At 71.5% G+C, this 17,307-nt stretch carries 16 protein-coding genes; 13 read left to right on the top strand and 3 right to left on the bottom strand.

Features of this window, described 5'->3' with window-relative positions; all coding sequences use genetic code 11:
• Positions 1–64: 64 nt before the first annotated feature.
• Positions 65–1,006 carry a GlxA family transcriptional regulator gene (locus tag ACQPXG_RS04185; RefSeq protein WP_433466280.1) on the top strand — a complete coding sequence of 314 codons (942 nt, stop codon included), beginning with the start codon at positions 65–67 and terminating at the stop codon, positions 1,004–1,006.
• A 6-nt stretch (positions 1,007–1,012) separates the two neighbouring features.
• Here ACQPXG_RS04185 and ACQPXG_RS04190 read toward each other — a convergent pair whose 3' ends face one another.
• Entirely contained in the window at positions 1,013–1,201 is a 189-nt protein-coding gene (locus tag ACQPXG_RS04190) for a hypothetical protein (RefSeq protein ID WP_433466281.1), read from the bottom strand.
• Positions 1,202–1,376: 175 nt separating this feature from the next.
• Between ACQPXG_RS04190 and ACQPXG_RS04195 the strand changes: the two genes are divergently transcribed.
• From ACQPXG_RS04195 to ACQPXG_RS04220, 6 genes are all read left to right on the top strand, one after another.
• Positions 1,377–2,084, top strand: a complete 708-nt coding sequence (locus tag ACQPXG_RS04195) for a S1 family peptidase (protein WP_433466282.1) — start codon at positions 1,377–1,379, stop codon at positions 2,082–2,084.
• Positions 2,085–2,432: 348 nt separating this feature from the next.
• Positions 2,433–4,025, top strand: coding sequence for an AMP-binding protein (locus ACQPXG_RS04200; RefSeq protein ID WP_433466283.1), 1,593 nt, complete (start codon positions 2,433–2,435; stop codon positions 4,023–4,025).
• Positions 4,022–5,254 carry an acyl-CoA dehydrogenase family protein gene (locus tag ACQPXG_RS04205; protein WP_433466284.1) on the top strand — a complete coding sequence of 411 codons (1,233 nt, stop codon included), beginning with the start codon at positions 4,022–4,024 and terminating at the stop codon, positions 5,252–5,254. Before ACQPXG_RS04200 ends, ACQPXG_RS04205 begins: the two co-directional genes overlap by 4 nt.
• Before the next feature lie 25 nt (positions 5,255–5,279).
• The gene (locus tag ACQPXG_RS04210) at positions 5,280–6,038 is read left to right on the top strand and encodes an enoyl-CoA hydratase/isomerase family protein (protein ID WP_433466285.1); all 759 of its coding nucleotides are present in this window, start codon (positions 5,280–5,282) and stop codon (positions 6,036–6,038) included.
• Between the two features lie 8 nt (positions 6,039–6,046).
• A complete protein-coding gene (locus ACQPXG_RS04215; RefSeq protein WP_433466286.1) occupies positions 6,047–6,985 on the top strand; it encodes a VOC family protein in 939 nt (312 codons plus the stop codon).
• A complete protein-coding gene (locus ACQPXG_RS04220) occupies positions 6,976–8,052 on the top strand; it encodes an acyl-CoA dehydrogenase family protein (protein WP_433466287.1) in 1,077 nt (358 codons plus the stop codon). The genes ACQPXG_RS04215 and ACQPXG_RS04220 overlap by 10 nt, the downstream gene beginning before the upstream one ends.
• A 66-nt stretch (positions 8,053–8,118) precedes the next feature.
• Here the strand turns inward: ACQPXG_RS04220 and ACQPXG_RS04225 are convergent, their stop codons facing one another.
• Positions 8,119–9,924, bottom strand: a complete 1,806-nt coding sequence (locus ACQPXG_RS04225; RefSeq protein ID WP_433466288.1) for an alpha/beta hydrolase — start codon at positions 9,922–9,924, stop codon at positions 8,119–8,121.
• Between the two features lie 268 nt (positions 9,925–10,192).
• Here ACQPXG_RS04225 and ACQPXG_RS04230 point away from each other — a divergent pair, with 268 nt between their 5' ends.
• The 6 genes from ACQPXG_RS04230 to ACQPXG_RS04255 all read left to right on the top strand — a co-directional run bounded on the left by ACQPXG_RS04230 (position 10,193) and on the right by ACQPXG_RS04255 (position 16,553).
• The gene (locus ACQPXG_RS04230) at positions 10,193–11,383 is read left to right on the top strand and encodes a sensor histidine kinase (RefSeq protein WP_433466289.1); all 1,191 of its coding nucleotides are present in this window, start codon (positions 10,193–10,195) and stop codon (positions 11,381–11,383) included.
• A gap of 52 nt (positions 11,384–11,435) precedes the next feature.
• The gene (locus ACQPXG_RS04235) at positions 11,436–12,206 is read left to right on the top strand and encodes a LytR/AlgR family response regulator transcription factor (protein ID WP_433466290.1); all 771 of its coding nucleotides are present in this window, start codon (positions 11,436–11,438) and stop codon (positions 12,204–12,206) included.
• Between the two features lie 89 nt (positions 12,207–12,295).
• On the top strand, positions 12,296–12,691 hold the full coding sequence (locus ACQPXG_RS04240) for a hypothetical protein (protein ID WP_433466291.1): 396 nt from the start codon (positions 12,296–12,298) through the stop codon (positions 12,689–12,691).
• Positions 12,688–14,418 (top strand): cation acetate symporter, encoded by a 1,731-nt coding sequence (locus tag ACQPXG_RS04245; RefSeq protein WP_433466292.1) that lies wholly within the window; start codon positions 12,688–12,690, stop codon positions 14,416–14,418. Before ACQPXG_RS04240 ends, ACQPXG_RS04245 begins: the two co-directional genes overlap by 4 nt.
• 156 nt (positions 14,419–14,574) lie before the next feature.
• The gene (locus ACQPXG_RS04250; protein ID WP_433466293.1) at positions 14,575–14,946 is read left to right on the top strand and encodes a DUF485 domain-containing protein; all 372 of its coding nucleotides are present in this window, start codon (positions 14,575–14,577) and stop codon (positions 14,944–14,946) included.
• Positions 14,943–16,553 (top strand): solute symporter family protein, encoded by a 1,611-nt coding sequence (locus ACQPXG_RS04255; RefSeq protein WP_433466294.1) that lies wholly within the window; start codon positions 14,943–14,945, stop codon positions 16,551–16,553. The genes ACQPXG_RS04250 and ACQPXG_RS04255 overlap by 4 nt, the downstream gene beginning before the upstream one ends.
• 115 nt (positions 16,554–16,668) lie before the next feature.
• Here ACQPXG_RS04255 and ACQPXG_RS04260 read toward each other — a convergent pair whose 3' ends face one another.
• Complete coding sequence (locus tag ACQPXG_RS04260) at positions 16,669–17,253, bottom strand: DUF2867 domain-containing protein (RefSeq protein WP_433466295.1); 585 nt, start codon at positions 17,251–17,253, stop codon at positions 16,669–16,671.
• Positions 17,254–17,307 lie beyond the last annotated feature (54 nt).

Raw genomic sequence — 17,307 nt, forward strand, 5'->3', positions numbered from 1 at the left:
ACCTTCGCGCACGCCCGACCCCGGCCCAAGTGGCAGGATCGACCATCATCGCTAAAATAGTGACATGCACACGCTGGCCGTCGCCGTGGCCGAGGGAGTGCCGATCTTCGAGCTGGCGATCCCCTGCGAGGTCTTCGGATACGAGCGCCCAGGGCTCACCGACTCCTGGTACGACTTCCGCCTCTGCGCCGCCCCCGGAACCCGCACCGCCGCAGGGTTCGCGCCACAGGACCGGCACGGCCTCGACGCCCTCGCGGAGGCCGACACGGTCGTGGTCCCGGCCTGCTCCAGCGTCATCGACGACCAGCCGCCCGACCTGGTCGAAGCCGTCCGAGCCGCGTACGACAACGGCGCCCGCGTCGTCTCCCTCTGCACCGGCGCGTTCGTCCTGGCGGCCGCGGGCATCCTGGACGGGCGCCCGGCGACCACCCACTGGATGCACGCCGCCCAGCTCGCGGCCCGGTACCCGGAGGTGCTGGTGGACGCGTCCGTCCTCTACATCGACGACGGCGACGTCCTGACCAGCGCGGGCACCGCCGCCGGACTCGACCTGTGCCTGCACGTCATCCGCAACGACCACGGCGCCGCCGTCGCCAGCGCCCTCGCCAAGCGCCTGGTCATGCCGGCCCACCGCCCCGGAGGCCAGGCCCAGTACATCGACGCGGCGGCCGTCCAGGACGCGGACGAACTCGGCCCCGTCCTCGACTGGGCCCGCCGGCGCCTGCACGAGCCGCTGACCGTCGCCGCCCTGGCGCGCCGCGCCAACGTCACCACCCGCACCCTGATCCGCCGCTTCCACGCGGCCACCGGCACGACCCCCATGGCCTGGCTGCGCGGCATCCGCGTCGACTACGCCCGCGAACTCCTGGAGACCACGTCCCTCCCCGTCGACCAGATCGCCGAACGCACCGGCCTGGGCAGCCCGGCCAACCTCCGCCACCACTTCACCCGCACGGTGGGCGTCCCCCCGACCACCTACCGCCGCACCTTCTCGTCCAGGCCCTAGCCTGAGCTAGAAGACCGGGGTGCCTTCGCGGACGAGTTTCCAGTTGTCCACGTGGAAGGTCGCGGGGTCGATGGTGCCCGCTTCGGACGCGTACTCGACGATCGCCTCGCGGATCGCCACCTGGGCGTTGTAGACGACCGGGGCCGTGGCGATGTGCGGGAAGCCGCCGCCGCCCGACTGGCGGTAGTTGTTCACGTGAGGGGTTGGGAATGCGGCGGGTGCGGTGTCTGGCATGACCGCGACGTCAACGCCGCAAAGAGCATTCTGGCCGCCGGGCTGGCGGTGTCTGCCTGTGGAGCTGACGTAAGACCCAAACGGCGCACGCCCGGCGGGCAGACGGCGACGAAGCAGGAAATCCAACCGGCGACGGTTGTACTTCCCCGCCAGTAGGCGGTGGAGGAGGTCAAGGCCTCCCTGCAGTACGGGGCTGATCGACGCGGAATGGGTGGTGACCGCCGCCCACTGCGTGACCCAGGCGGGCACCGGCGGCGCCCCGTACACGGTCATGGACCCGGCGCTGTTCCACGTCCGGGTGGGCTCCAACGACCGGACGCAGGGCGGCAGCGTCGCCAAGCTCAAGGAGATCGTCGTCCACCCCGGCTACCAGTACCTGGACGACCGCTCCGAGGGCAAGGACATCGCGCTCCTGCACCTCGACACCGCGGTTCCGCAGACGCCCGTCCGGCGGGCCACGACGATCCCCGCGCCGGGGACGCCGGTCCGGCAGATCGGCTGGGGCTACACGTCCACCAGTGACAACGACCCGAGCCAGTTGCCCGTCCAGCTGCAGCAGCTCGACACCAAGGTGATCGCGCCGGCGACGGAGAAGTGCAGGGTCGACGCCAACGGCGACGACTCCTGGGGCTACCGCGACAACGACATCTGCACCGACAACCCCGAGGGTGTCCGCGGGCCCTGCAACGGCGACTCCGGGTCGCCGCTGCTGACGAAGGTCAAGGGTCGCTGGGTCATCACCGGGGTCGACTCCCGCGGTGTCGGTGACGTCTGCGGTGAGACGCCCGACATCTACACGAGCGTCGGGTACTACCACCGCTGGATCGCCGGCGTCGTCCACTGATCCGAAGGTCTCGGAACGCCCGGTCAGGCTCATGCCCGGCCGGGCGTTCCGCCGTCTCGGCGGTCCCTGATCCCCGGCTGCGGGTGTCCGAAACAGGGTCCCGAGGTTGATGTGGCGTTCGTCACATTGATTGCCGCGCGCCTCAGGGGATACCCCCTTCAACAGATCTGTTCCCTTTTAGCCAGTGTTGCCGTGAATAGCGTTTCGTGTTCCTCTATTTAAGGCAATGTCCGGTTGCGGATCGCTCCTGGCCGATTCCGCCCCGCCGCCCACCCGCCGTCCAATCGCCCAGCCACCCGCCCAGCCGACCGACGACCCACGCCACGCAAGCGAAAAGCGGAGGTCCGGATGCGCAAGGAGACGCTGGAGAGCTTCGTCCTCGGGGACGTCCTCCGGTCACAGGCGCAGGTTCACCGAAGGCAGACGTTCCTCAAGTTCCGCGACGGAGAGATCACCTACGGCGAGGTGGACGCCGCCGCCGACCGGCTGGCCCGCGCGCTGTCGGGCGCCGGCATCGGGCGCGGCGACCACGTGGGCGTGATGCTGCCCAACTGCCCCGACATCGTGCACGTCATCTTCGCGCTGGCGCGGCTGGGCGCGGTCGCCGTGCCGATCAACATCGCGTACCGCGGGGAGCTGCTGCGGCACGTCCTGGACAGCTCCGACTCCGGCCGGCTGATCATCGACGGGCCGTACGCCGAGCGGATCCCCGAGATCGCCGACCGGCTGCCGAAGCTGGGCGGGGTGATCGTACGGGACGCCGCCGCGTCCGGGGTGCTGCTCGACCGGCTGGGCAAGCCGGCGCGGGAGCTGCGCAGCCTGCCGGCGGACGGCGACGGCCGGGTCGACGTCGAGGTCGGGTTCGGCGACATGCAGGCGATCATGTACACGTCCGGCACCACGGGCCCGTCCAAGGGCGCGATGGTCCCGCACGCGCTGGCCCTGACCTGCGCCTACGACTCGCTCGACTTCCTGGACCGCTGGGGCAAGACGGTCTACTGCCCGCTGCCGCTGTTCCACGCCGCCGCGCTCTGGGACGGCATGCTGTCCGCCCTGCTCGGCGGCGGCTCGATCGCGATCGTGGAACGGTTCAGCGCGTCGCGGTTCTGGGACGACGTGCGCCGCTTCGACGCGCAGGTGTGCATGAGCGTGTTCTCGATGATCCCGATCCTGCTGAACCGCCCGCCGACGTCCCGGGACCGCGACCACCGCCTGGAGACGTTCTACATGGGCAAGTCGAACCTGGACGAGCCGCTGCGGGAGCGTTTCGGCGTCCGTTCCGTGGAGACCTACACCAGCACGGAGGCGGGCATCGCGACAGGCAGCCCGTACGGGGAGTGGCGGGTCGGGTCCTGCGGGCAGGCCCACGAGGAGCGGTTCCAGGTGGCGGTCGTGGACGAGTACGACCGGGAACTCCCGCCGGGGGAGCCCGGCGAGCTGGTGCTGCGGCCGAAGCAGCCGTTCGTCCTGACGACCGGCTACTACGGCAACTGGGAGGCCACGACGCACTGCTTCCGGAACATGTGGTTCCACACCGGAGACCGGGTATGGCGCGATGACGACGGGTACTTCTTCTTCCTCGACCGGATGAAGGACGCCATCCGCCGGCGCGGGGAGAACATCTCCGCCTTCGACCTGGAGACGGAGATCAATCAGCATCCGGCGGTGCTGGAGTGCGCCGCGATCGGCGTGCCCTCGGAACTGGAGGACGAGGACATCAAGGTCTCGATCGTCGTGCAACCCGACACCGGGCTCGACCCTGAGGAGCTGGTGGCCTACTGCGAGGAGCGGCTGCCGCGCTCGATGGTGCCGCGCTACGTCGAGTTCGTGGAGGCGCTGCCCCGCACCCCGACCGACAAGGTCGCCAAGTACAAGCTGCGAGCGCAGGGCGAGGCCGGGGTCACGCCCGCGACCTGGGACCGGGAGGCGGGCGGCCGGTGAACTGGGACGACACGCCGGAGCAGGCCGCGTTCCGCGAGGAGGTCCGCGCCTTCGTCGAGGAGCGGTTCCCCGCGTCCTATCGTCCGGCGGCGAACGAGGAGCAGAGCCTCGAACCGGAGGACGTCGCGGGCTACAACTGGCCGGTCGACCGGGTCGCGGACGATCCGGGACGCCGCGAGGGCGCGCGGGCGTGGGCGGCGGCACTGGCCGAACGCGGCTGGATCGCCCCGCACTGGCCGGTCGAGTACGGCGGCGCCGGGTTGCCGGCGCTGGAGGAGTTCATCCTGCACGAGGAGATGATGCGGGCTCGGGTGCCGACGGTGAACGGCATCGGCGCGTTCCTCCTCGGCCCGACGCTGCTGGTGCACGGCACCGAGGAACAGAAGGCCGCACATCTGCCGCCGATCGCGACGGGGCAGGCGACCTGGGCGCAGGGCTTCTCTGAACCGGGCTCGGGCTCCGACCTGGCCTCGCTGCGCACCCGCGCCGTCCGCGACGGGGACGTCTACGTCGTGGACGGCCAGAAGGTGTGGACGTCCCTCGGGCAGTACGCCGACTGGCTGTTCGTCCTGGTCCGCACCGACCCGGACGCCGAGAGGCCCCACCGCGGCATCACGTTCCTGCTCATCGAGGCGGACGCGCCCGGGGTGACGATCCGCCCCATCGCCGACATCCGCGGTGCCGCGCCGTTCTGCGAGATCTTCTTCGAGGGCGTCCGGGTACCGGTCGCGAACCGGGTCGGCGATGAGAACCGGGGCTGGTACGTGGCGATGTCCGCGCTCGGCTTCGAGCGCGCCGGGATCGGCGCCACCATCAAGTACGAGCAGGCGCTCGCCGAACTGGTCACCTACCTGGGGTCGCCGGAGGGCGCCCGGTCCGCGCGCACGAGCCCCGCGCTGAAGCAGGAGATCGCCCGCCGGCAGACCGAGATCCGCGTGCTCTACAACCTCGCCCGCTACACCGTGTCGCGGCAGGCGGCGGGGGACGAGCCCGACTTCGAGGCGTCCATCAACCAGCTGTTCGGCGCCGAGCTGCACCAGCGGCTCGCCCGCACGGGCGCCCGCGCGTTCGGGCGGTCCGCCGCGCTCTGGGACCGCGAGGGCGCGCCGCTCGACGCCGTGTTCACGCACATGCGGCGGGATTCGGTGGCGTCCACCTTCCTCGGCGGCACCACCGAGATCCAGCGCAACGTCATCGCCACCCGGGGCCTGAACCTGCCCCGCAGCTGACCATCCACCGGAGGAGCACGCGCACATGCCCGACGAGAACGCCTACGAGACCGTCGACCTGCAGATCGAGGAGCGGGTCGCCTGGCTGACGCTCAACCGGCCGGACAAGCTCAACGCGCTGACGCCCACGACGATGACGGAGCTGCGCGACATCTTCACCCGCGTGGACGACGACGAGGACGTCTGCGTGGTCGTGCTGCGCGGCGCCGGCGAGCGCGCGTTCTGCGCCGGGATGGACCTGGCCTGGTCGGAGAAGCTGACCCCGCGCGAGCGGATCGAGCAGGGCCGGCTCGGTGAGAAGACGTTCGCGATGATGGAGCGGACGTCGGTGCCGGTGATCGCGGCCGTGCACGGGTACGCGGTCGGCGGCGGCCTGGAGCTTGCGCTCGCGGCGGACTTCATCATCGCGTCCGACAACGCGAAGATGGGGCTCGTCGAGATCACGCTGTCGGCGCGGCCGCCGTACCGGCCGAAGATGACCGAGGACGGCGATCCCGACCAGCCCGAGTTCGGCGGGTCGGCGCCCGGCTGGGGCGGGGTGAAGCGGCTGCCCGAACGCATCGGCAAGGCCCGCGCCAAGGAACTGCTCTTCACCGGCGCCCGGATCGACGCCGACCGCGCGCTGCGGCTGGGCCTGGTCAACGACGTGTACCCGGCGGACGAGTTCGACAAGCGGATCGGCGAGCTGGCCGAGCGGATCGCGGCGATGAACCGCTACAACCTGCGGCTCGTCAAGGAGCTCGTCACCTACGGCTACGACTGGATCGAGCCCCACCCGAGCTAGGAGGAACCGTGCAGATCTACCGCATCGATCATGTGGCGCAGGTGACCCCCGATCTCGACGCGCAGGTCGCCCTGCTGGAGGGGCTGTTCGGGTTCCGGCGCGTCCGGAGCTGGGACGACCCGGGCGAGGGCGTGCGCGGGGCCCGGCTGGAGATCCCCGGCAGCCGGGGCCAGGCGTGGGAGGTCGTTTCGCCCTCCGGGGACGGCTCCGCGCTCCAGACCTGGCTGGACGAACACGCCGGGCGCCCCGGACTGCATCACGTCGGCGCCGAAGTGCCCGACCTGGAGGCCGTCCGCGCCGAGCTGGAGGTGCGCGGCATCAAGCCGACGGACGGGGCGCGCGGGCGCTGGCTGGAGGCGTCGCTGAGCCCGCCCGAGCACGGCCCGGGTGTGCTGTGGCGGCTCCGCGGGCCGGGCAGCCTGGACATGTGCGGCGATTCGTCCGCCTCGGTTGTCGAGACGGGTGCCGCGGACGGGCCGTCCCTCGGCATCATGGCGCTCGACCACATCTGCCAGGCGTTCCACGACCGCGACGAGCTCGCCCGCTGGTACCACGGGCTCGCCGGATTCGTGCAGGTCTGGCGGACCGCGGACGACGAGCATCCCGACATGGCCGACCTCGTGCTGAACATCCCGGGTTCGGCGATCTGCTGGGAAGTGATCATGCCGCGCGGCGAGGACTCGTTCATCGAGCGATTCCTCGAAAAGGGCGGCCCCGGTGCCCACCACGTCACGTTCGAGGTGGACGACTGGGACAAGGCGATGGCCGCCTGCGAACACCACGGCACGCCGACCTTCGACGACGAGGAGGGTACGACGGACGGCGCCGCCTGGAAGCACACGTTCATCCACCCGAAGCACACCGGCGGCATCCTCGTCCAGCTGTTCTGGGAGGAGCGGCCGGGCGTGTGGGTCCGCTCGGACAAGGTGCCGCCGCCATGGACCTGAGCCTGACCGAGGACCAGGAGCTCATCGCCTCCACGGCCCGCGAGCTGCTGGAGTCCCGCGCCGCGACGGCGGGGACGCGTGCGCTGGACGGCGTCCCCGCGGGGTATTCGGCCGCGCTCTGGAAGGAGATGGTCGAGCTCGGCTGGACGGGCCTGGCCTTCCCCGAAGAGCACGGCGGCGTGGGCGGCGACTTCCTCGACGTCTGCCTGCTGTTCGAGCAGCTGGGATACGCGCAGGTCCCCAGCCCGCTGCTGATGGCGGTGGCGTGCTGCGGGATGCCGATCGCGCGGTTCGGGACGTCCGATCAGAAGGAACGCTGGCTGGGCGCCATCTCGAACGGCGAGATCGTGACCGCGGCGCCGCTTCCCTGGGACCGTCCTGGTGAGGGGCCGGTGGCGTCTCGTTCCGACGGCGGCTTCGTCCTGGACGGCACCGCCACGTTCGTCCCGTTCGCAGCCTCCGCCGAGCACCTCCTGGTGGTGGCGCGGCTCGACGACGAGCCGCACGCCTTCTGGGTGGACGCCGCGGACGTGACCCTGACACCCCTCGGGACGATCGGCGCCGACCGTCCCTGCCACGTCGAACTGGACGGAGTTCGGGCCGAGGACGCTCTCGGCCCCGACGCCGCCGAAGCGATCTCCTTGTTCGGGGCCGCCGCGACCTGCGCGGAGATGGTCGGCGCGGCCCAGCATGTGCTGGACATGACGGTCCAGTACGCGACGGAACGCGAGCAGTTCGGCCGCGCCATCGGGTCGTTCCAGGCCGTCCAGCACCACTGCGCGAACATGGCGATCGACGTCCTGGGCTCCCGGTTCATCGCCTACGAGGCCATCTGGCTGCTGTCGGCGAACCGTGACGCGGCACCCGAGGTCGCGATGGCCAAGGCATGGGTGAGCGAGGCGTACGAACGGGTGTGCTCGCTAGGCCACCAGGTACACGGCGCGATCGGCTTCACCCAAGAACACGACCTGTACCTGTTCTCCGAACATGCGATGACCACGTCCTTGTCCTTCGGCGACGCTGACCTCCACTACGACGGCCTGGCCGCCGGCCTCCACCTCGACTGATTCAAGAGGACGCCCGGCCGGGGCGAACCCCGGCCGGGCGTCATCCTGGCGTCACGACCGCTCAGTTCACCGCGTCCCGAGCAGGATGGACGACGGCACCCGCGTCGCCACCGGCGGCAGCTTCGTGCCCTGCCCGGCGGCCTTCACCTGGGTCGCCATCGCGCTCGCGTCCGCCGGCCCTCTGCTGGCGGGCGCCTTTTCGGGGTTGTCCGCGAACGGCTGGATGTCGCCGACGCACACCTTGCCCGCGGGCGGCAGCGCCGCGCGGACGAGGTAGGCGTCGACCGCCTTCGTCACGCACGCCGAGGTGCCGTAGGCGGTGTGCCCCCAGCTGTTGCTGGACAGCAGCCGGCTGTTGGGCAGCAGCTTGCTGGACGAGACCGCGTCGTTGTAGTTCGTGGCGGGGTCGTAGTAGTCCCCGACGAACAGGACGGGAGCGTTCGTCCGCCGGTTGAAGGGACCGGTGTAGGCGTCCTCGTCGCGGACCTTCCAGGCGTCACCGGCGCATTGAACGCTGCCCCAGCCCCACGCACGCCCGAAGTAGGGCGCCCGCTTGTCGGAAGCCGCCGTCAGCGCGGGCCACTTCCCCGCCTTCTTCGGGTGCAGGCCGTCGGTGCACGTGACACCGCTGAAAGCGTCAAAGCCGTTGTCGTAGGGGAAGTCCTTGGCCGCGACCTTCTCCGCGGACTCCTTCTGCCGCTTGACCGCGGCCCGGCGCTCGGCGATGCGGCCGGCGAGGGCCTTGCGCGCCGCGGCCGCCTGCGCCGCCGTCGAGGCGGGCGAGGTCGCCTTCCACAGGTCGGTGACCATTTCGTCGATGATCTCGTAGCCGCTCGGGTCGTACAGCTCGCCGAGCGTGCCGCCGACGAGGTCGGCGTAGGTGATCTTCTGTCCCTCGATGTTGGCGGGCTTCGCCTTCAGCCGCTTGGCGAGGACGTCGAAGTTCTTGACGGGGTCTCCGTAGGCCGCGAACGCGCACTTCGCCTTGCCCGCCTTGCCGCACCGGACGAGGATCTCCCTCAGCGCCTTGTAGGCGCCGTCGGCGGACCGCAGCCGGTCGTCCAGGATCTGGCCCGACGTCTTGCGGGTGCCGACCCAGGAGACGGGGTTGATGACGCCGTCCACGGCCACGGCGCGCAGCCGGTCGGGGAACATGTTCGCGTAGTACTGGCCGAGTGCGGTGCCGTAACTGAAGCCCAGGTAGGACAGCTTCTTGTCACCGACCGCGCGGCGCAGGACGTCCATGTCGCGCGCCGCCTCGGCGGTGGACATCGAGCCCGCCAGTTTCTTCCCGGTCGTCGAGCAGCCCTTGCCGAGCGCCTTCGCCGACTTGATGTAGGCCGCCTCCTGCTTCGCGCCGACCGGGAAGGCGACATCCATCCCCGCCAGCGCGAGCGTCTGGTCCCTGGTGGACTTGAAGCAGGCGACGTTCGAGCTGAACCCGATGCCGCGGGGGTCGAAGCCGACGATGTCGAAGCGGTCGAGGACGTCCGCGCCGAGGAAGGCGGGCGCCTGGTACGCCAGGGCGGTGCCCTGGCCGCCGGGCCCGCCCGGGTTGACGAACAGGCTGCCGATCCGCTTCTTGGGGTTCCGCGCCTTCATCCTCAGAACGGCGACCTCGGTGGTCGCGCCCTTCGGATCGTCGTAGTCCAAGGGCAGCCGGACGGTCGCGCATTCGGCGTCGCCGTAGCACTTGTACCAGCCGAGTTTCGGGGTGGGCACACGGTCGACGCGCTTCTTCTCGACCGGGCTCGTCGTGTCGCCGCCACGGGCGCCGGGGGCGGCCGGGGCGGCGAGGGCGGTGACGGCAGCGGCGGGCACGAGCGCCACACCGGCCACGCCGGCCGCGAGAATCCTGTGTCTGAGGCGCATTCGGTTCCCTTCGGGGGGATCGATGCTTTCCCGCGCAAGGCGCGGATTGGTCCCCTGATTCTCGTTTGCACCACTTGTCCCCGTGATCCACCACTGGAGCCGACATCCGCCCCGGAAGATCACCCCGAAGACCGATTGACGTGCCCCTCCAGCGGCGGACCAGAAGGCGAAAGCGATCACCGAAATCTCCATTCCGGACCCTGACTCAATTCCGTTCGAGGCCCGGAGGGCCTCCCCTGAGCGCGTTCGGGCGGCGTAGCTTTGCCGGATGGACGTGGTCGTTGCCGTCGCCGCGACGCTGGTGGTGACGTGGGTTCCGGCGCTGCTGTGGTGGCGGCGGCAGGGGCGGGGCGGCGACCTCGGCGGGCCCGCGCGGCGGGCGACGTTCGAGACGCTGCACACCGCGTCGCGGGCGGCACCCGCGTTCCGGGCCGGGCTGACCGAGCAGGGCGCGCAGAAGGCGGCGCGGCATCTGCTGGTGCTGCTCGGCTGCGCGGCGGTCGCGATCACGGACGGCGAGCGGCTGCTGGCGTGGGACGGGGAGCACGACCACCACTCCGCGGAGGTCCTCGGGCACGCCGAGGCCACCCTGGGGAACGGGCGCACACAGGTGCACGACGTGGGCTGCGACCGGCTCGACTGCCTCATCCGGCGGGTCGTCGTGGTCCCGCTCGCCACCGACGACCGGGTGGTCGGGACGCTCGCCGCGTACGGCGAGGAGGTGCCGGCGGGGCTGATCCGCGCGGCGGAGGAGGTCGCGCAGTGGGTGGACGCCCAGCTGGAGCTGGCCGAACTCGACCATTCACGGACGCTGCTCATGGAGGCGGAGATGCGGGCGCTGCGCGCGCAGATCTCGCCGCACTTCATCTACAACTCGCTGACCACGATCGCGTCGTTCGTCCGGTCCGATCCGGAGCGGGCACGGGAACTGCTGCTGGAATTCGCCGGTTTCACCCGCTATTCGTTCCGGCGGCACGGCGACTTCACGACACTGGCGGAGGAACTGCGGTCGATCGACCGGTATCTGCTTCTGCAGCGGGCGCGGTTCGGTGAGGAACTGCGGGTGACGCTGCGGATCGCGCCCGAGGTGCTGCCGGTCGCCGTCCCGTTCCTGTGCCTCCAGCCGCTCGTGGAGAACGCCGTCCGGCACGGGCTGCAGGACCGGTCCGAGCCCGGCCTCATCACGATCGTGGCGGAGGACGCCGGGTCCGACTGCGTGATCAGCGTGGAGGACGACGGGATCGGCATGGACCCCGAGGACGTCCGGCGCCTGCTCGCCGGGGAGCGGCGCATGCCGGGCGACACGGAGGCGCCCGGGATCGGGCTCGCCAACGTCGACGACCGGCTCCGCCAGGTCTACGGCGACGAGTACGGGCTGGCCGTCGAGACCGGGCCCGGCGCCGGGACGAAGGTGACCGTGCGCGTCCCGAAGTACCGGCCCGGGGTCACGGCCTCTTGACGCCCCGCCCGTCCGCCGACTGGAATGTGGCGAACGGCACGGGAAGGACGGTGTGGTGGGCCTGCGTGTCCTGGCGGTGGATGACGAGGCGCCCGCGCTGGACGACCTCGTCCACCTGCTGCGCGCCGACTCCCGGATCGGCGAGATCCACACCGCCCGGGACGGCGCCTCCGCGCTCCGCAAGCTCGACCGGGCGCTCGCGGACGGGCGCCCCATCGCCGCCGTCTTCCTCGACATCCGGATGCCCGGCCTGGACGGCACCGTCCTCGGCCGCGTCCTCCACCAGTTCGCCCGCGCGCCGCAGATCGTCTACGTCACCGCCTACGAGAACCACGCGGTCGACGCGTTCGAGATCAAGGCGGCCGACTACATCCTCAAACCGGTGCGGCCGGAGCGGCTCGCCGTGGCGATCCGGCGGGTGACGGAGGCCGCCGAGGAGGCGGGCTGGGACACCGGCGCCGCCGAGGTCCCGGCGCCGTCCGAGCCCGAGCCGATGCCCGTCGAACTGGGCGGAGTCACCCGGTTCGTCAACCCGGCCGAGGTGCTGTACGTGGAGGCGCAGGGCGACTACGCGCGGCTGCACACGTCGGGCGGCAGCCATCTGGTGCGCATCCCGCTCGCCGCGCTCGGCGAACGGTGGAGCGGCGCCGGGTTCGTCCGGGTGCACCGCAGCCACCTCGTCGCGCTGTCGGCGATCAAGGAGCTGCGGCTGGACTCGGGACGCTGCACGATCGTCGTCGGCGGCACCGAGCTGCCGGTCGCCCGCCGGCACGTGCGCGAGCTGCGCGACCTGCTTGTGCGCCGGGCGAGGCGATCCCCCTGAGCGGGGACGAACGGCCGCACGGCCCTGCCTCCGAGAAGCCGACCTCCGAGAAGCCGACCTCGGAGGAGCCGGCCCCTGGCCGGACGCTGGTGACCGGGCCGCGGACCCGGACCGTCCGGCGGCCCCGCTACCCCGTGACGCGGGAGATCGACGAGCAGACCGGGCTCGGCGAGGCGTACATGCGGTCGCTGGTGCGCACCCAGCTGCGGCTCGCGGCCCGGCTGTGCCTGGTGCTCGCCGTCGTCGTGCTCGGCCTGCCGCTGCTGTTCGCCGTGTTCCCCGAGGTGCGGGAGCGGGAGCTGCTGGGGCTGCCGCTGCCGTGGGTGGTGCTCGGCGGGCTGATCTACCCGTGGTTCGTCGCGTGCGGCTGGTGGTACGTCCGGCAGGCCGAGCGCAACGAGGACGACTTCGCCGACCTTGTGGACCGTGCCGACTCCGGGCGTGCCGACTCCGGGCGTGCCGACAAGGCCGGGGAACGGGCGTGAGCGCCGCGTACGGGCTGGCGGGCGTCCTGCTCGTCGTCGTCGCGACCGTCCTCATCGGCGTGCTCGGGGTGCGGATCTCGCGGACGACGTCCGACTTCTACGTCGCGTCCCGGACGGTCTCGCCCCTGCGCAACGCGTCGGCGATCGGCGGCGAGTACCTGTCGGCGGCGTCGTTCCTCGGCATCGCCGGGCTGATCCTGGCGTACGGGGCCGACATGCTGTGGCTGCCCGTCGGCTGGACCGGCGGCTACCTCGTCCTGCTCGTCCTGGTGTCGGCGCCGCTGCGCCGTTCCGGGGCCTACACGCTGCCGGACTTCGCCGAGGCGCGGCTGGAGTCGATGGCGGTGCGCCGCGTCGCGAGCGTCCTCGTCGTGCTGATCAGCTGGCTTTACCTGCTGCCCCAGTTCCAGAGCGCCGGGCTCGTGCTGCGGACGGTCACGGGCGCGCCGGTGTGGACGGGCGGCGTGCTGATCGCCGTCGTCGTCGCGGGCAACGTCCTGGTCGGCGGCATGCGCAGCGTCACCATGGTCCAGGCGTTCCAGTACTGGATGAAGCTGACCGCGCTGGCCGTCCCCCTGGTGTTCCTGCTGATGGCGTGGCGGTTCGACGGGTCGCCCGGCCTGTCGTCGGACGCCCCGCCCCGGTTCGGCGACCGGACGACCGTCGCGGTCGGCATGGCCGTCACGGTGAACGTCACCACGCCCGTCCAGGTGAGCGTCGACGGGCGGGTCGACGGCCGCACCCACGGCGGTGGCGCCGTCACCCTCCAGCCGGGGCTGCACCGCTTCGACCAGAACACGTCCGTGACGTTCCCGGCCGGCGCGGACGTCCCCCACGTGCGCGGGCGGCCGGTCAGCACGGACCGGGAATGGGTGCTGCCACTCCACGGACGCGACCACTCCCTCTACGCCACGTACTCGCTGATCCTCGCCACGTTCCTCGGGACGATGGGGCTCCCGCACGTCCTCGTCCGCTTCTACACCAACCCGGACGGCAGGGCCGCGCGCCGCACGACGGTGATGGTGCTGTCGCTGCTCGGCGCGTTCTACGTGCTGCCCGCGCTGTACGGGGTACTCGGGCGTCTCTACACACCCGAGCTGCTCATGACGGGGCGGGCGGACGCCGTCGTCCTCACCCTGCCCGGACGTCTCATCGGCGGTGTCGGCGGCGACCTGCTCGGGGCGCTGGTGACGGGTGGGGCGGTCGCGGCGTTCCTGTCCACCTCGTCCGGCATCACCGTGTCGGTGGCGGGCGTGCTGGCGCAGGACATCCTGCGCGGCGGCGTGCGCTCGTTCCGCGTCGGGACGCTGCTCGCCCTCGTCGTCCCGCTGTGCCTCGCGATCGCGGCCCGGTCCCTCGCCGTCGCGGACGTGGTCGGGCTGGCCTTCGCCGTCGCCGCGTCCACGTTCTGCCCGCTGCTGGTGCTCGGCGTCTGGTGGCGGCGGCTCACCGTGCCGGGCGCGCTCGCCGGGCTCGCCATCGGCGGCGCGCTCGCGGGCACCGCGGTGGTCGTGACGATCGCGGCCGGGCCGCCGCCGGGACTCCTCGGCGCGCTGCTCGCCCAGCCCGCCGCCTGGACGGTCCCGATCGCGTTCACCGTCATGATCGTCGTGTCGCTGTGCACGCCGGGCCGGGTGCCGCCGAGCGTCGCGCGCATGATGGTGCGCCTGCACACCCCCGAGTCGCTGGCGGTCGACCGGGGCACGTGGAGTCCCCGCCGGGTGTGACCGTTCGTCGCGCCAGACCGACCGCTCACCGACGGGTTCAACCCGTCGGCGATGGTGGACGGCGGCTGGCCGCACGCCCGGCGGCGCCCTCTCGCCCGCCCCGATCAGGCTCTTTACCGTGGCGCGTGACCGGCGTCACAAAACAGGAGGGCCGTCGTGTCCGTCGATAAGAACGCCACCGGCACCGTCTATGAACGGTTCCAGGGCACCACGGAGTTCCAGGAACTCCGGCGCAGATTCCGCCGATTCGTATTCCCCATGACCGCGGCGTTCCTCAGCTGGTACCTGCTCTATGTCGTCCTTTCGGGCTGGGCCCGCGACTTCATGGGCAAGGACCTGTTCGGGTCGATCAACGTCGCGCTCGTGTTCGGGCTGCTGCAGTTCGTGTCGACCTTCGCCATCGCGTACTGGTACGCGCGGCACGCCGAACGGCGCCTGGACCCGGTGGCGGACAAGCTGCGCGCCGGCATCGAGGCCGAGCGCGCCGGGGGCACCCCCGACGCCGATGTCGCGGAGGACGCCCGATGAGCGACGAGACCCTGTCGATCACCCTGTTCCTCATCTTCGTGGCCGCCACCCTGGCGATCACCGTGTGGGCGAGCCGGAACACCAAGAGCGCCACCGACTTCTACGCCGGCGGACGGTCGTTCACCGGCGCGCAGAACGGGCTCGCCATCGGCGGCGACTACATGTCCGCCGCGTCCTTCCTCGGCATCGCCGGGCTGATCGCGCTGTACGGATACGACGGCTTCCTGTACTCGATCGGGTTCCTCGTCGCCTGGCTCGTGGCGCTGCTGCTGGTCGCCGAGCTGCTGCGGAACTCGGGCCGGTTCACGATGGCGGACGTGCTGGCGTTCCGGATGAGCCCCCGCCCCGTCCGCACCGCCGCCGGGGTCTCCACCATCGTGGTGTCGATCTTCTACCTGCTGGCGCAGATGGTCGGCGCGGGCGCCCTGGTCTCGCTGCTGTTCGGCTTCACCAGCGACTTCGCCAAGGGCGCGACGATCGCGCTGGTCGGCGTGCTGATGATCGTTTACGTGGTGTTCGGCGGAATGAAGGGCACCACCTGGGTGCAGATCGTCAAGGCCGTCCTGCTGATGACCGGCGCCACCCTCATCACGCTGCTGGTGCTCGGCCACTCCGGGTTCAACCTGTCAAGCCTGCTGAACGACGCCGCCGACCAGAGCGGCAAGGGCGGCGCGTTCCTGGAGCCGGGGCTGCGCTACGCCACGGCGGAGGACGGGCTGACCGGCAAGCTGGACCTGATCAGCCTCGGGCTCGCGCTCGTCCTCGGCACCGCCGGGCTGCCGCACATCCTGATCCGCTTCTACACCGTCCCGACCGCCCGCGACGCCCGCAAGTCGGTGCTGTGGGGGATCGGCATCATCGGCGCGTTCTACCTGCTCACCCTCGTCCTCGGGTTCGGCGCCGCCGCGCTCGTCGGGTCCAAGGAGATCGCCAAGGCCAACCCGGCCGGCAACACCGCCGCGCCGCAGCTCGCCCAGCGCATCGGTGAGATCGTCTTCGGGGACACGGGCGGGACGATCCTGCTCGCGGTCATCGCGGCGGTCGCGTTCGCGACGATCCTCGCGGTCGTGGCCGGCCTCACCCTCGCCTCGTCCTCGTCGGTCTCCCACGACCTGTACGCGCACGTGGTCCGCAAGGGCAAGGCCAGCGAGCGGGACGAGGTCCGCGTCGCCCGCATCTCGGCCTTCGTGATCGGCGCCGTCGCGATCGTCCTGGGCATCTACGCGCAGCGCCTCAACGTGGCGTTCCTCGTCGCGCTGGCCTTCGCGGTCGCCGCGTCCGGGAACCTGCCCGCGATCCTCTACAGCCTGTTCTGGAAGCGGTTCAACACCACCGGCGCCGTCGCCGCCATCTACGGCGGCCTCGGCTCGGCGATCGTCCTGGTCGCCTTCTCGCCGGTCGTGTCGGGCTCGGACAAGGCGCTGTTCACCGACGCCGACTTCAGCTGGTTCCCGCTGGACAACCCCGGGATCATCTCCATCCCGTTCGGCTTCCTGTGCGGCTGGCTCGGCACGATGCTCAGCAAGGAGCACAACGCCGAGAAGTACGCCGAGATCGAGGTCCGCTCCCTCACCGGGGCGGGCGCGGAGGTGGCGGCGAAGCACTGACAGTGGAGTACTGAAGATCTGCCGCGCGGGCGACCGTCGCCCGGTCCCGCGCGGCCCCTGCGGCCCCGTCCTCCTCACGCCCCCGGGACGGGGCCGCCTCCATGCCCCCGGCCGGTCAGCCCGTGGACGGCTGCCGCGTCCGCCACCCGCGTCCGATCAGCCGCATCAGCGCCGGATACACGAACACGTACCGGAAGGGCAGGATCGCGGCCATGTAGAGCTTGCCGAACAGGCCGTTCGGCTTCACCAGAACGGCCATCTGGCCGCGATACCCGCCGGAGCCGTCCGGGACCCAGCCGATGTGCATCACGCCGTGCACCGTCCGGTTGGCCAGCTCGGCCGCCCACTCGTCACCGGTCATGTACAGCGGCCGGAAGGGCAGCGAGCGGAAGTCCGGGCCGTGCGGACGGTCGCGCAGGTCGTCCGGCAGCCGGTCGCGCAGCGTCGGCACCCGCACGCCGAGGCCGGCGCCCTTCCGGTCCCAGCCGAGCAGCTTCCCGAGCTTCCAGCGGATGCCGAACAGCACGCCCGCGACGCCGGGGAGCCCGCCGCCGCCGGAGGCCATCTGCTCCACCAGCTTCGGGAGGTCGTCCGGGCCGCCCGGTGTGGGGAGCGCCCACACGTCCTCCAGCCGGAAGTCGTGCGCGATCTCGTGAATCCGCCACGGACGGGACGTGTGGGAGGTGTCCGGGAGCTTCATCGTTCCCCCTCGTTCGGTGGACGGGCCGGCGGCCGCTTATACGCTGCCGTATGA

It is taken from the genome of Spirillospora sp. CA-128828 (assembly GCF_050945415.1).
Lineage (GTDB): Bacteria > Actinomycetota > Actinomycetes > Streptosporangiales > Streptosporangiaceae > Spirillospora.

Excerpts from the sequence above, each read along its gene's own strand:
- ACQPXG_RS04185 (WP_433466280.1), top strand. The coding sequence starts at position 65 with ATGCACACGCTGGCCGTCGCCGTGGCCGAGGGAGTGCCGATCTTCGAG.
- ACQPXG_RS04260 (WP_433466295.1), bottom strand. The coding sequence starts at position 17,253 with ATGAAGCTCCCGGACACCTCCCACACGTCCCGTCCGTGGCGGATTCAC.
- ACQPXG_RS04225 (WP_433466288.1), bottom strand. The coding sequence starts at position 9,924 with ATGCGCCTCAGACACAGGATTCTCGCGGCCGGCGTGGCCGGTGTGGCG.
- ACQPXG_RS04255 (WP_433466294.1), top strand. The coding sequence starts at position 14,943 with ATGAGCGACGAGACCCTGTCGATCACCCTGTTCCTCATCTTCGTGGCC.
- ACQPXG_RS04200 (WP_433466283.1), top strand. The coding sequence starts at position 2,433 with ATGCGCAAGGAGACGCTGGAGAGCTTCGTCCTCGGGGACGTCCTCCGG.
- ACQPXG_RS04230 (WP_433466289.1), top strand. The coding sequence starts at position 10,193 with ATGGACGTGGTCGTTGCCGTCGCCGCGACGCTGGTGGTGACGTGGGTT.
- ACQPXG_RS04220 (WP_433466287.1), top strand. The coding sequence starts at position 6,976 with ATGGACCTGAGCCTGACCGAGGACCAGGAGCTCATCGCCTCCACGGCC.
- ACQPXG_RS04210 (WP_433466285.1), top strand. The coding sequence starts at position 5,280 with ATGCCCGACGAGAACGCCTACGAGACCGTCGACCTGCAGATCGAGGAG.